This is a genomic window from Frigoribacterium sp. PhB160, from assembly GCF_003751785.1.
Classification (GTDB): Bacteria; Actinomycetota; Actinomycetes; order Actinomycetales; family Microbacteriaceae; genus Frigoribacterium.
Map to the genome: position 1 here is coordinate 1456299 of NZ_RKIE01000001.1, position 13902 is coordinate 1470200.

Below are 13902 nucleotides of genomic sequence, written 5' to 3' on the forward strand. Positions count from 1 at the left end.
TCGGGGCGGCGCGGTGGGCCTGTGCCAGACTGGGGCCGATGACCACCATGGTACCGGCGCGTCCGACCGGGGCCGCGAGCCTGGCCGACGTGATGTCCTCGTGCCTCGCCTCCCTCTCGGGGTCGTCGGGCACCATCCCCCTCCCGCCTGCCCGGTCGGCCGTCGTCGCCCTCGTCGACGGGCTCGGCTCGTCGTCGCTCGGCGCCCGGCGAGGCCACGCCCGCACCCTGTCCGCCGTGCGCGGCAGCATCTGGTCGGGCTGGCCCACCACGACGGCGGCGGCCCTCGCCACCCTCACCACCGGCGCCCTCCCCGGCGAGCACGGCCTCGTCGGCTGGTCCGTGCTCGACCGCGAGCGCGACCGGGTGGTCAAGCAGCTCTCGGGCTGGGACTCGGGGATGCGCCCCGACACCTGGCAGCGGAGCGCGACGGCCTTCGAGCGCGCGGGGGAGGCGGCGGTCCGGTCCTACGCGGTCGGTCCCGCCCGCTATGCCTCGTCCGGCCTCACGGAGGCGATCCTCTCGGGCGCGACCTACGTCGTCGCCGAGTCCGTGGCCGAGCGCTTCGAGACGGCACGGGCCCTCGTGGCCGCGCCGGGCGCCTCCCTCGTGTACCTCTACGTGCCCGAGCTCGACATGATCGCCCACCGGGCCGGGTGGGAGTCCGACGAGTGGACCGCCGGGCTGGAGGAGGTCGACGCGGCCGTCCGCGGCCTCGCGGCGGGGCTGCCCGCCGACGCGGGCCTGCTCGTCACGGCCGACCACGGCGTGATCGACGTGCCCGAGCACCAGCGGATCGTCTTCGGCGATCGCGACGCGCTCGTCGAGGGCGTGCGACACGTCGCCGGCGAGCCGAGGTGCCTCCAGCTGCACTTCGAGCCCGAGGCACCCGACGACCTCCGCAGGGCGACGGTCGAGGCATGGCGCGCCTCGGAGGGCGCGCGGGCCTGGGTGCTCACGCGCGACGAGGCCGTGGCGGCCGGCTGGTTCGGCGAGGTGCACCCCGAGGTGCTGCCGCGCATCGGCGACCTGATCGTCGCCGCCCGCAAGGCCGTCGTCTGGTACGACGGCCGCTCGACGGGCGGCCGCGCCGGATCGATGGTCGGCCAGCACGGCTCGTGGTCGCCCGAGGAGACGCAGGTCCCGCTCCGACGCTTCGGGGCCTTCGCCCGCTGAGGCCGCCGGGCGTCCGGTGCGTCAGGCGGGGTCGTCGTCCGACCGGGCCCCGAAGACGATCTCGTCCCAGCTCGGCATGGCCGTCCGCCCGCGGTTCTTCTTCGGCGTCGCGGTCGTCGGCGCCGGCATGACGCCGCGTGCGGGCCGTCCGCGTCCGCCGCGTGCCGCGTCGAGGGAACGGGGCGCCTCGTCGCGCGGGGCGGAGGGAAGCGGGTCGTCGTCCTGCACCGGGACGGCGGGCGTGCCCGTCGGGGTGCCCTCGGGCAGGTCGAAGTCGTCGAGGGGGACGTCGATGATGCGCACCGGTGCGACCGTCGGGGTGCCGTGGTCGTCGTCGGAGAAGCGCGCCGACTCCCGTTCGCCCCGGCGGCGACGGAGCGCCTCGAGGAGGTCGGCCGTCTGCGCCTGTGACGACGAGGCGGACTCGGGCGCCCGGTTGGTGGCGGCGAGGGAGGCGGCGGAGCGCGAGTCGGACCGCGCCTCCGTCCGCTGGCGCTCGACCGCCGGCTCGACGAGCGTGTCGTCGACCGGGTCTCCGAGCAGCGCGAACGCGCCGCTGTCGAAGCGGCTCGGCTCGTCGCGCTCGGCTCCGCGGTCGTGGTCCACGGCGCGGAGGCGCGGCACGAGGGGGCCGACGTCCTCCGAGTGCTGCGAGAGCACGTGGGCATCGCCCCCGCGGGGCGCGAGGACGTGCTTCTTGGGGTCGAACAGCCACTCGGCCTCGCGCTCGACCTCGCCGACGACGTAGGAGACGCGGACGGTCCACCCGTGCTCGAGGTGCTTGTAGCTCGACCACTCGCGGCTGGTCGCCTCGGCGGTGTCGAGGCGGGCCTCGATGACCGCCCCGAACGTCGAGGCCCCGGGTGCCGGGGGACCGTCGGTCGCGACCGAGACCGTGACGGCGAAGGCCGACTCGAGGACGAACGCACGCTCGGCGAGGACGGGGCCCTCGAACCGTCGCACGAAGTCGAGGTCGGCGCCGGTCGCCTCGGCGACCTGGGCCGACGAGCGCCCGGCGCGGATCTGTGCCTGGATCTCGCGCGGGGGAGCCTTGCGCTCGGCGGGACCCGTGCCGGGCGACGCCGACCGGATCTGGGAGTGCAGCGCGTGCGTCACCGGGAGGCGGTACTCGCCCCCGGCGTCGGTCGCGAGGAGGAGCGCTCCGCTCTGGACTCCGACGACCCTCAGATCCTGCATGTGCCACGCCTTTCCACCGTCGTGATCAAGTGGCAAGAATCGCACGTCAGGGGGCCTGCGCATGGGAATAGGACGGGCGTGCCGCAAGTTGCACAGGGGCGTCCGGGAGCCCTCTCGGACTGGTTTGCTATTCGACAACGAGTGATGCAAACTGTGCGCGCCCGATCGGGCACGACGAACGAAACAGAACTGGATGGGCATGGCCACCGACTACGACGCACCTCGCAAGAACGACGACGACTCGGAGTCGATCGAGGGCCTCAAGGAGAGGGTCCCCGACAAGACGACCGGCGTCATCGACGACGACGCCGACAACCCGGGCTCGTTCGAGCTCGCCGGACAGGACCTCTCCGACCTCGACCTCGACGTCGTGGTCCTCCCCCCTCAGGTCGACGAGTTCACCTGCGTCGAGTGCTTCCTGGTGAAGCACCGCTCGCAGCTCGACCACGAGACCAAGCTCGGCGCTATCTGCCGGGAGTGCGCAGCCTGAGCTGCTCCAGCCGACGCACGACCTCGTCGGGTCGTCGCGTCGACACCAACCAGTAAGGAGCGGGGTCGGACTCGTCCGTGAGGGCGATCTTGACCACCGGCTTCACCCAGCCCCGGAAGAGGGTCCAGGCTCGCGCGTCGAGCCGGGGCCCTCTTTCTGCCGTCGCGGCGGAGCCTCGGTGCGCGGACACCTCGCCGATCTCGTCCGGGTGCAGGTGCGCCCGACCGGCGTGGAAGCCGTCCTCCTCGACCCGCACGACCGGCGAGCTCACGACCAGCAGCACGACGGCCGCGACGTAGAAGGCCGCGGCCACGACGACGCCCGCGGTCTCGTCGATGGGGAGGAAGACGAGCAGGGAGGCGGGGATCAGGAGGGCGCACGCGACGAAGACGGTGACCGGCGGCAGGAGTCGCTCGCGGTAGGGGTTCATGGGTCCATTCGACCAGACTTCTGCACTACCCTCGACACGTGATCCAGACCCTCGACGTGCCGTTCGCGCCCGTCCGGCCCGTGGCGGGCGGCGACGCCGGCCGTCCGGCGGCCGTGCCGACCTACTCCCACCCCGGCGACGCGGGGGCCGACCTGGTCTCGACCGAGGCGGTCCTGCTCCGTGCCGGGCACCGCGCCCTCGTCGGGACGGGCGTGTCGATCGCGCTCCCCGAGGGGCACGCCGCCTTCGTCGTCCCGCGCAGCGGGCTCGCCGCCAAGCACGGCATCACGGTCGTGAACAGCCCCGGCACCGTCGACGCGGGCTACCGGGGCGAGATCAAGGTCACCCTGTTGAACACCGACCTCGAGGCCGACCACCAGGTCGAGGTCGGCGACGCGATCGCCCAGCTCGTCATCGTCCCCGTCGTCCAGGCCGTCTTCGTGCCCGTCGAGACGCTCCCCGAGAGCGTCCGCGGCACCGGCGGCTTCGGCTCGACGGGCTACTCACGCACCACCGGAGGCACCGAATGATCCTGAGGAAGTCCAAGCGCGAGGCCCGCGCCCAGGAGGTCGTCGAGGTCGAGACCGAGACCGCCGACCTCGACGACGTCACCGTCGACATCGAGTCCCTGCCCGACGCCGAGGTCGAGGTCTTCGACGACTCGAAGTCGGCCCCCGCCGAGCGCGCCGACACCGGTCCCCTCGACGAGACCGAGGCCAGTCCCGTCCGGCCCTACGTCGACCTCGGCGGGGTCAAGATCCTCCCGCGCGACGGCCTCCACCTCCGCCTCGAGGTGGAGGAGGGCAGCAAGCGCGTGGTCGCCGTCGGCCTCGACTTCGCCAAGTCGACCCTGCAGGTGCAGCCGTTCGCGGCCCCGCGCAGCACGGGGCTCTGGAACGAGATCCGCGAGCAGATCACCGAGCAGATCCAGAAGCAGGGCGGCACGACCTCCGAGGTCGACGGCCCCTTCGGCCCCGAGGTCCGGGCCGAGATCCCCGTGATGGGCGGCGACGCCCAGAGCTCGCGACTGGCCCGGTTCATCGGCGTCGACGGTCCGCGCTGGTTCCTGCGCGGCGTCATCGCCGGCGAGGCCACGGTCGACCCCGACGCGGCCGAGAAGATCGAGGAGCTCTTCCGCAGCGTGGTCGTCGTCCGCGGCACGACGCCGATGGCTCCGCGCGACCTCATCCCGCTCACCATGCCGAAGGCCAGCCCCACCGACGCCGGTCCGGCGCCGACGGCGGTCTGACCGTGGGGCGTCGGCGGTCCGGACGATGACCGGCACCGACCCGCTCCGGGGCCAGCCGCACGACGAGGGCCACGTCCCGGCCGACGGGGACGTCGACGCCCGCGCCTCCCTCGCGGCCCAGCTCCGAACGGCCGCCCAGCGCGCCGGCATCGGACAGGTCGCACCGGGCCAGGTCCCCACCGCCTCCGCCCTCCTGTCGGCCATCGGCGGGGTGCGCGGCCTGGCCGAGTCGATCCTCCCGGGTCTCGGGTTCGTCGTCGTCTACACGATCACCCGCCAGCTCGTCCCCTCCGTGCTCATCCCCGTCGCGGTCGCGCTCGCCTTCGTGGCCGTCCGCGCGGTGCAGCGCGGCCCGGTCGCCCAGGCGCTGGCGGGGGTGCTCGGCATCGCGGTCTCCGCGGCGATCGCCCTCCTCAGCGGGCGGGCGGAGGGCAACTTCGTGCCGGGCCTCTTCGTCAACGCCGTGTCGCTCGTCGCCCTCCTCGTGAGCATCGCCGTGCGCTGGCCGCTCATCGGCGTCGTGGTCGGGCTGCTGACCAACGAGGGAGGCGCGTGGCGCCTCGACCGCGCCAAGCGCCGAGTGCTCGTGCTCGCGACCTGGCTCTGGGTCGGGCTGTTCGCGGCCCGGCTGGCGGTGCAGCTCCCGCTCTTCCTGTCGGGGGAGATCACGGCCCTGGCCACCCTCAAGCTCATCATGGGGGTGCCGCTCTACGCCGGCCTGCTCTGGGTGACCTGGCTGCTGGTGCGCACGGTGTACCAGGCACGGGCCGCCTCGGACGACGAGCTCGCCGGCGGCGACCGAGCCTGAGCGCGCAGCGCCGGCCACCGTGCTTCCGGGTGTAGGATTTGTCTCGACATCAAGATAGATGGACTGCCCGACCGTGTCGCGAAGCGACGACTTAGGCTGTCCTCGCTGGTACGGCGTCCGGCCGTACGGCGAGGATGAGGGCAGAGTCAGCAAGGGAGACGGCACATGTCCGAGATCAACAGCTTCAGCTCGAAGGACGTCCTGACGGTCGGCGGCACCGACTACGAGGTCTACCGCATCGACGCGGTGGACGGCTCGCAGAAGCTGCCGTTCAGCCTCAAGGTCCTGCTCGAGAACCTGCTCCGCACCGAGGACGGCGCTAACGTCACGGGCGAGCAGATCCGCGCCCTCGGATCGTGGCAGCCCACGGCCGAGCCCGACACCGAGATCCAGTTCTCGCCGGCGCGCGTCGTCATGCAGGACTTCACCGGCGTGCCCTGCATCGTCGACCTCGCCACGATGAGAGAGGCCGTCTCGGCGCTGGGCGGCGACCCCACCAAGATCAACCCCCTCGCGCCCGCCGAGCTCGTCATCGACCACTCGGTCATCGCCGACCTCTTCGGCACGGCCGACGCGCTCGAGCGCAACGTCGACATCGAGTACGAGCGCAACGGCGAGCGGTACCAGTTCCTCCGCTGGGGCCAGACGGCGTTCGACGACTTCAAGGTCGTCCCGCCCGGCACCGGGATCGTCCACCAGGTGAACATCGAGTACCTGGCCCGCGTGACCTACAGCCGCGAGGTGCGCGGCACCCTGCAGGCCTACCCCGACACCCTCGTCGGCACCGACTCGCACACGACGATGGTCAACGGCCTCGGCGTGCTCGGCTGGGGCGTCGGGGGCATCGAGGCCGAGGCGGCCATGCTCGGCCAGCCCGTGTCGATGCTGATCCCGAAGGTCGTGGGCTTCAAGCTGACCGGCTCGATCCCAACCGGGGTCACCGCGACCGACGTCGTCCTCACGATCACGCAGCAGCTGCGTCGCCACGGCGTCGTCGGCAAGTTCGTCGAGTTCTACGGCGAGGGCGTCGCCGAGGTGCCGCTCGCGAACCGGGCCACCATCGGCAACATGAGCCCGGAGTTCGGCTCGACCGCGGCGATCTTCCCGATCGACGACGTCACCCTCGACTACCTCCGGCTCACCGGACGCAGCGACGACCAGATCGAGCTCGTCGAGAAGTACTCCAAGCTGCAGGGGCTCTGGCACGACCCGTCGGTCGAGCCCGTCTTCAGCGAGTACCTCGAGCTCGACCTCGCCACCGTGGTGCCGTCGATCGCGGGGCCCAAGCGCCCCCAGGACAGGATCGAGCTGACGGCGGCGAAGTCGCAGTTCGAGATCGATCTCGACAACTACGCCTCGACCGACCACTCGGTCGTCGACGTGGCCGTCGAGGGCACGTTCCCGGCCTCCGACCCGGTCGGCTTCACGGCCGAGGACGACGGCGACGGGCACGACCACGAGCACTCGCACACCTCGCACGCCCCGGCCAAGGTGTCGAACCCGACCCGGGTGGCCCTCGACGACGGCTCGTCGTTCACGCTCGACCACGGCGCCGTCGCCATCGCGGCGATCACGTCCTGCACCAACACGTCGAACCCGTCGGTCATGCTGGCGGCGGGCCTCCTCGCCCGCAACGCGAGCCAGAAGGGCCTCAAGGCCAAGCCGTGGGTCAAGACGACCCTCGCCCCGGGCTCCAAGGTCGTGACCGACTACTACGAGAAGGCCGGCCTGACGACCTACCTCGAAGACCTCGGCTTCTACACGGTCGGCTACGGCTGCACCACCTGCATCGGCAACTCGGGCCCCCTGCTCGACGAGATCTCGACGGCCGTGCAGGAGTCCGACCTCGCCGTGACCGCGGTGCTCTCGGGCAACCGCAACTTCGAGGGGCGCATCAACCCCGACGTCAAGATGAACTACCTCGCCAGCCCGCCGCTGGTCATCGCCTACGCCCTGGCCGGGTCGATGAACTTCGACTTCGAGAACGACGCCCTCGGCACGTCGAGCGACGGCACCGACGTCTTCCTCCGCGACATCTGGCCCGACGCGGCCGAGGTCCAGTCGACCATCGACTCGTCGATCGACACGGGCATGTTCACCCACGAGTACGCCGGCGTCTTCGACGGCGACGAGCGCTGGCGCTCGCTCCCGACGCCCACCGGCGCCACCTTCGAGTGGGACGACGAGTCGACCTACGTGCGGAAGCCCCCGTACTTCGAGGGCATGACTCTCGAGACGACGCCCGTCACGGACATCGTCGGCGCCCGGGTGCTGGCCAAGCTCGGCGACTCGGTCACGACCGACCACATCAGCCCCGCCGGGTCGATCAAGGCCGACAGCCCCGCCGGCCACTACCTCGACGAGCACGGCGTCGACCGCAAGGACTTCAACTCCTACGGCTCGCGTCGCGGCAACCACGAGGTCATGATCCGCGGCACGTTCGCGAACATCCGCCTGCGGAACCAGCTGCTCGACGGGGTGGAGGGCGGCTACACGCGCGACTTCACGCAGGCCGACGCGCCGCAGTCGTTCATCTACGACGCGAGCGCCCGCTACCAGGAGCAGGGCACGCCCCTCGTCATCCTCGGCGGCAAGGAGTACGGCTCGGGCTCGTCGCGCGACTGGGCGGCGAAGGGCACCAGCCTCCTCGGCGTCAAGGCCGTCATCACCGAGAGCTTCGAGCGCATCCACCGGTCGAACCTCATCGGCATGGGCGTCGTGCCTCTGCAGTTCCCCGCGGGCGAGTCGTGGGAGTCGCTCGGGCTCGACGGCACCGAGTCGATCAGCATCGCCGGCATCGAGGAGCTGAACCAGGGCACGACGCCGAAGACGGTCCACGTGACGGCCGAGCCGACCGAGCACTCGGCGGCGGGCAAGCAGACCGTCGAGTTCGACGCGGTCGTCCGCATCGACACCCCGGGCGAGGCCGACTACTACCGCAACGGGGGCATCCTGCAGTACGTCCTCCGCAGCTTGGTCTGACGCCCGCCCGGTCGACACGCACCACCACGACGCCGGGAGGCCGGCCCGTCGAGCATCGACTCGACGGGCCTCGGCCTCCCGGCGTTCTCTGAGCCCGACGCCTAAACTGAGGCAGGCTGCCTCCGGGTAGGCGGAAAGGAAGCCGGCATGAGCATTCTCGAGACGATCACGGGTCCGCGTGACCTCGACGCCCTCACCGACGAGCAGATGGTCGACCTCGCGGGGGAGATCAGGCGGTTCCTCGTCGCGGAGGTGTCGAAGACGGGCGGCCACCTCGGCCCGAACCTCGGCGTCGTCGAGATGACCCTCGCCATGCACCGCGTCTTCCGGTCGCCGCACGACGCCTTCGTGTTCGACACGGGCCACCAGTCGTACGTCCACAAGATCGTGACCGGCCGCAAGGACTTCAGCATGCTCCGCCTCCGGGGCGGGCTGGCGGGCTACCCGCAGCGATCCGAGTCGGAGCACGACATCGTCGAGAGCTCGCACGCGTCGAGCAGCCTGTCGTGGGCCGACGGCATCTCCCGGGCCTTCCAGCTCACCGGCCAGTCCGACCGTCACGTCGTCGCGGTCGTCGGCGACGGCGCGCTCACCGGCGGCATGACGTGGGAGGCGCTGAACAACATCAGCGACGAGAACGACCGCCGCCTGATCATCATCGTCAACGACAACGGCCGCTCGTACGCCCCGACCATCGGCGGCATGGCGCGCTTCCTCAACACGGTGCGCACGCAGAGCACCTATCGCGACATGCACCGCGGCAGCCAGGCGGTCTTCGACCGGCTCGGACACCCGGGCCGAGCCTTCTACCGGGGCGTCCGCGGCGGGCTGCACGGCTTCCTCAGCCGCTTCACGAACAACGAGGCGCTCTACTCGAACCTCGACATCAAGTACGTCGGCCCCGTCGACGGCCACGACCAGTCGGCGATGGAGGAGGCGCTGCGCCAGGCGAAGAACTACGGCACGCCGGTCATCGTCCACGCCATCACCGAGAAGGGCCGAGGCTACGACCCGGCCCGCGCCGACGTGGCGGACCAGTTCCACGCCGTCGGGCAGATCGACCCCGAGACGGGCGAGCCCCTCGAGACGTCGAACGCGCCGTCGTGGACCAGCGTCTTCGCCGACGAGATCGTCTCGATCGCCGAGCGCGACGAGACCGTCGTCGGCATCACCGCGGCGATGCTCCGCCCGGTGGGGCTGCACAAGATGGCCGAGCGGTTCCCGAGGCGCGTGCTCGACGTCGGCATCGCGGAGCAGCACGCGGTCACCTCGGCCGCGGGCCTGGCGTTCGGCGGGCTCCACCCCGTCGTCGCCCTCTACGCGACCTTCATCAACCGCGCCTTCGACCAGGTGCTCATGGACGTCGGCCTGCACCGGGCCGGGGTCACGTTCGTGCTCGACCGCGCCGGCGTGACCGGCCCGGACGGCCCCAGCCACCACGGCATGTGGGACCTGGCGCTGCTGCAGATCGTGCCGCACATCCGCCTGGCCGCGCCCCGCGACGCCACCCGGCTGCGCGAGGAGCTCCGCGAGGCCGTCGCCGTCACCGACGCCCCGACCGTGGTGCGTTTCTCCAAGGGCAGCGTCGGCGCCGAGCACGAGGCCGAGACGCGCCTCGACGACGGCGTCGACGTCCTGCTCAGCGACGAGCGTCGCGACGTCCTCCTCGTGTGCGTGGGCCCGATGGCGACCGTCGGCCTCGACGTCGCGGAGCGCCTGGCGGCCCAGGGCATCGGGGCGACGGTGGTCGACCCGCGCTGGGTGGTGCCGGTGGCGCGCTCGGTCATCGACCTCGCCGCCGAGCACCGCCTCGTCGTCACCATCGAGGACGGCGTCCGCGTGGGCGGCATCGGCACGCGCATCCGGCAGGACCTCCGCCAGGCCGGCGTCGACACGGCGGTGACGGAGCTGGGCCTGCCCGACGAGTTCCTCGAGCACGGCTCACGGGCCGAGATCCTCGAGGAGGCAGGACTCACCCCCCAGCACATCGCCCGCGACGTCGTCGCGCAGGTCCTCGGAAGCAAGATCCCCGTGGCGCGCCCCGTGGGCGACCACCAGTCACGACGCGTCGACGCCCAGCAGGACTGACGTGCCCGGCCGGCCTGTGCGGACACCGGCGAGACGACGGAGCCCCTCGGCGAGTGCCGAGGGGCTCCGTCGTGCCTCGCCGAGGAGGAGAGGCGCGGGTGGCGCGCCGGGTTCTAGGACCCCGGCCCGGCGACGACGGGGTCGTGGAAGGTCCGACCGCGCACCCTCTCGCTGGCGCCCACGCGGTCGAGGTACGGCGTGACCCCGCCCATCTGGAACGGGTAGCCCGCGCCGAGGATGAGGCAGAGGTCGATGTCCTCCGCCGCCGTGACGACGTGGTCGTCGAGCATGCGCCCGACCTCGTCGGCGAGGCCGTCCTCGATCCTCACCCGCAGCTCGTCCTCGGTCAGCGCGGTGCCGGGACCGGCCGCGAGGGCGACGGCCTTCTTGTCGAACCCGGTGCGTCGGCCCTTCTTGTCGCGGTCGAAGACGCGCCCGTGCTCGGCGAGCCGGTGCAGCCCGTCGCTCGCGTAGAACCGGTCGGGGAAGGCCGCGTGGTGCGTGTCGAGCACGTGCGCACCCACGGTCAGTCCGACCAGCTCGAGCAGCTCGAACGGCGTCATCGGCAGCCCGAACGGCGCCGTGGCGCGGTCGACGACCTCGAAGGGCGTGCCGGTCTCGACGGCGTGCATGGCCTCGCCGAGCAGCTTGGCGAGGACGCGGTTCACCACGAACCCGGGGGTGTCGGCCGTGATGACGGCGTTCTTCTTGAGGGCGGCGGCGGTCACCATCGCCGTGCTCAGCGTCTCGTCGTCGGTGCGGGCCGTCCGGACGACCTCGATGAGCGGCATGACCGCCACGGGGTTGAAGAAGTGGAAGCCGACGAGCCGCTCCGGGTGCGCGAGCCGGGCCCCGATCTCCTCGACGCTGAGCGACGAGGTGTTCGTCGCGAGCACGGTCGTCTCGGAGACGACCGCCTCGACGCGCGCGAAGACGTCCTGCTTCACGCCGAGCTCCTCGAAGACGGCCTCGATGACCCAGTCGGCGTCGGCGAAGTCGGCGATGTCGGTCGTGCCCGTGACGAGCGCCGTGAGGCGCTTCGACTCGTCGGGCGAGATGCGGCCCTTCGACTCGAGCGTGGCGATCTCGCCGCGGATCCGCTCGACGCCGGCGTCGACGCGCTCCTGGTCGAGATCGGTGATGACGACCGGCACCTGGAGGCGTCGGACGAAGAGCAGCGCGAACTGGCTGGCCATGAGACCCGCGCCCACGACGCCCACCTTGCCGACCTTCCGCGCCAGGTCGCGGGACGGCGCCCCGGCCGGGCGCTTGGCACGCTTCTGGACGAGGTCGAAGGCGTACATGCTCGCGTGGAACTGGTCGCCGGAGACGAGGTCGCCGAGCGCCTCGTCCTCGGAGGCGAAGCCCTCCTCCCGGGTCGCCGACCTCGCGGCCTTCAGGAGGGCCAGCGCGGAGTAGGGCGACTTCGCGACGGTGCCGATCCGGGACTCGAGCGACTTGCGGGCGATGCTGACGGCCGCGTCCCACTTCACGGCACGCTCGAGGCGACCCGGCACGTTCGGCCGCGACACCGTCACGGCGCCGGTGAGGACGCCGTCCGCCCAGCGGATCGACTCCTCGAGGAAGGCCGCGTGGCCGAACTCCGCGTCGACGATGCCGAGCTCGAGGGCCTCGGCGGCCTTCAGCGTGCGGTTGTTCTTCAGCGGGTTCTCGATGACCACCCGCAGCGCGTTCTCGATGCCCACGAGGTTCGGGAGCAGCCACGCGCCTCCCCACGCCGGGACGATGCCGAGGAAGACCTCGGGCAGCGCGACGGCCGCGACCGACGAGTCGACCGTGCGGTAGTCGGCGTGCAGGGCGATCTCGAGGCCGCCGCCGAGCGCGAGGCCGTTGACGAACACGAAGGTCGGCACGCCGGCCTCGTGCAGCTTGCCGAGCGTCGCGTGCCCGAGGCGGGCGAGCTCGACCGCGACCTCGCGGCTGGGGATCTGGCTGACCTTGCTGAGGTCGGCCCCCGCGGCGAGGAAGTACGGCTTGCCGGTGACGGCGATCGCCTGGACCTCACCCGAGGAGGCGCGCTGCCGCAGGCCGTCGAGGGTCGCCCCCAGCTCGCGCAGCGTCGCCGGCCCGAGGGTGCTCGGCCGGGTGTGGTCGCGCCCGTTGTCGAGCGTGACGAGCGCGAGGACGCCGCCCGACGGCAGCGGGACGTCACGGACGTAGGAGTGGGTGACGACCTCGTCGGCGCTCAGCGCCTCGAGCTGTTCGACCGCGGTGCTCACGAGCGGGCCGCCTTCCTCGAGAAGTGGGGGTTCTCCCAGACGACGCTGCCGCCCTGGCCGAGGCCGACGCACATGGCCGTCAGGCCGTACCTCACCTCGGGGTGCTGCTCGAACTGCCGGGCGAGCTGGATCATCAGCCGCACCCCCGACGAGGCGAGAGGGTGGCCGACGGCGATGGCGCCGCCCCAGGGGTTGACGCGCGGGTCGTCGTCGTCGACGCCGAAGTGGTCGAGCAGCGACAGCACCTGCACGGCGAACGCCTCGTTGAGCTCGAACAGGCCGATGTCGTCGATGGTGAGCCCGGCCTTGCGGAGTGCCTTCTCGGTGGAGGGGACGGGGCCGATGCCCATGATCTCCGGCTCGACGCCGGCGTAGGCGAAGCTGACGAGTCGCATCTTCGGCGTCAGGCCGAGCTCGCGGGCCGCGTCGGCGGAGGCCATCAGGCTGACGGTCGCGCCGTCGTTCAGGCCGGACGAGTTGCCGGCCGTCACGCGCCCGTGCGGGCGGAACGGGGTGCGGAGCGACGCGAGGCCTTCCATGGTCGTCTCGGGGCGCGGCGCCTCGTCGCGGGTGGCCAGGCCCCAGCCCTCGTCCGTCTGGATCGCGACCGGCACGAGGTCGGGCTGGATCTGGCCCGCCTCGTACGCCGCCGCGAGCTTCTGCTGCGACCGCATGGCGAAGCGGTCGGAGCGCTCCTTCGTGAGGGAGGGGAAGCGGTCGTGGATGCGCTCGGCGGTCGAGCCCATGTTGAGGGCGTCGCCGCTGACGAGCTTCTCGGTGAGGAAGCGGGGGTTCGGGTCGGCGTCGAAGCCCATCGGGTGTCGGCCCATGTGCTCGACCCCGCCGGCGATCGCGACGTCGTACGCGCCGAAGGCGATGCCGCCCGACACGGTCGTGACGCTCGTCATGGCGCCGGCGCACATGCGGTCGATCGCGTAGCCCGGCACGGAACGGGGGAGGCCGGCCAGGAGCGCCGTCGTGCGGCCGAGGGTCAGGCCCTGGTCGCCCTGCTGGGTGGTCGCCGCGACGGCGACCTCGTCGACGCGGTCGAGCGGCAGCGAGGGGTTGCGGTCGAGCAGCCCCTTCATCGCCTTCACGACCAGGTCGTCGGCGCGCGTGCGCCAGTACATTCCCTTGTCTCCGGCTCGTCCGAACGGGGTGCGTACCCCGTCGACGAACACGACTTCGGTTCTCTCGGCCACAGTGCCTCCAGTGCTCGGATCGCCCTCGATCCTAGGGAGGG

Annotated in this window: 11 protein-coding genes; 7 read left to right on the forward strand and 4 right to left on the reverse strand. The window is 72.0% G+C overall.

Annotated elements, in window-relative coordinates; all coding sequences use genetic code 11:
- The first annotated feature begins 38 nt into the window (after positions 1-38).
- The gene (locus EDF38_RS06900; RefSeq protein WP_123354571.1) at positions 39-1175 is read left to right on the forward strand and encodes an alkaline phosphatase family protein; all 1137 of its coding nucleotides are present in this window, start codon (positions 39-41) and stop codon (positions 1173-1175) included.
- A gap of 21 nt (positions 1176-1196) precedes the next feature.
- On the opposite strand, the gene sepH is transcribed toward EDF38_RS06900, so the two are convergent.
- Positions 1197-2372 (reverse strand): septation protein SepH, encoded by a 1176-nt coding sequence (gene sepH / locus EDF38_RS06905; RefSeq protein ID WP_158613328.1) that lies wholly within the window; start codon positions 2370-2372, stop codon positions 1197-1199.
- Between the two features lie 199 nt (positions 2373-2571).
- Here sepH and EDF38_RS06910 point away from each other — a divergent pair, with 199 nt between their 5' ends.
- The gene (locus EDF38_RS06910; protein ID WP_123355076.1) at positions 2572-2862 is read left to right on the forward strand and encodes a DUF4193 domain-containing protein; all 291 of its coding nucleotides are present in this window, start codon (positions 2572-2574) and stop codon (positions 2860-2862) included.
- Here EDF38_RS06910 and EDF38_RS06915 read toward each other — a convergent pair.
- Positions 2837-3292, reverse strand: coding sequence for a DUF3093 domain-containing protein (locus tag EDF38_RS06915; RefSeq protein ID WP_123354573.1), 456 nt, complete (start codon positions 3290-3292; stop codon positions 2837-2839). The two genes, EDF38_RS06910 and EDF38_RS06915, sit on opposite strands and share 26 nt — an antisense overlap.
- Before the next feature lie 38 nt (positions 3293-3330).
- Between EDF38_RS06915 and dut the strand changes: the two genes are divergently transcribed.
- The 5 genes from dut (at position 3331) to dxs (ending at position 10419) form a co-directional block, all read left to right on the forward strand.
- A complete protein-coding gene (gene dut, locus EDF38_RS06920; RefSeq protein WP_370275583.1) occupies positions 3331-3822 on the forward strand; it encodes a dUTP diphosphatase in 492 nt (163 codons plus the stop codon).
- Positions 3819-4541 carry a DUF3710 domain-containing protein gene (locus tag EDF38_RS06925; protein ID WP_123354574.1) on the forward strand — a complete coding sequence of 241 codons (723 nt, stop codon included), beginning with the start codon at positions 3819-3821 and terminating at the stop codon, positions 4539-4541. Before dut ends, EDF38_RS06925 begins: the two co-directional genes overlap by 4 nt.
- A 25-nt stretch (positions 4542-4566) precedes the next feature.
- Complete coding sequence (locus EDF38_RS06930; protein ID WP_123354575.1) at positions 4567-5349, forward strand: DUF3159 domain-containing protein; 783 nt, start codon at positions 4567-4569, stop codon at positions 5347-5349.
- Between the two features lie 165 nt (positions 5350-5514).
- Positions 5515-8331: an aconitate hydratase AcnA gene (acnA, locus tag EDF38_RS06935; protein WP_123354576.1), complete on the forward strand. Its 2817-nt coding sequence runs from the start codon at positions 5515-5517 to the stop codon at positions 8329-8331.
- A gap of 147 nt (positions 8332-8478) precedes the next feature.
- Positions 8479-10419, forward strand: coding sequence for a 1-deoxy-D-xylulose-5-phosphate synthase (gene dxs, locus EDF38_RS06940; RefSeq protein ID WP_123354577.1), 1941 nt, complete (start codon positions 8479-8481; stop codon positions 10417-10419).
- 113 nt (positions 10420-10532) lie between these two features.
- Here the strand turns inward: dxs and EDF38_RS06945 are convergent, their stop codons facing one another.
- Both EDF38_RS06945 and EDF38_RS06950 read right to left on the reverse strand, forming a co-directional pair.
- Positions 10533-12659, reverse strand: coding sequence for a 3-hydroxyacyl-CoA dehydrogenase NAD-binding domain-containing protein (locus tag EDF38_RS06945; protein ID WP_123354578.1), 2127 nt, complete (start codon positions 12657-12659; stop codon positions 10533-10535).
- Positions 12656-13861 carry a thiolase family protein gene (locus EDF38_RS06950; RefSeq protein ID WP_123354579.1) on the reverse strand — a complete coding sequence of 402 codons (1206 nt, stop codon included), beginning with the start codon at positions 13859-13861 and terminating at the stop codon, positions 12656-12658. The genes EDF38_RS06945 and EDF38_RS06950 overlap by 4 nt, the downstream gene beginning before the upstream one ends.
- Between the last annotated feature and the right edge of the window lie 41 nt (positions 13862-13902).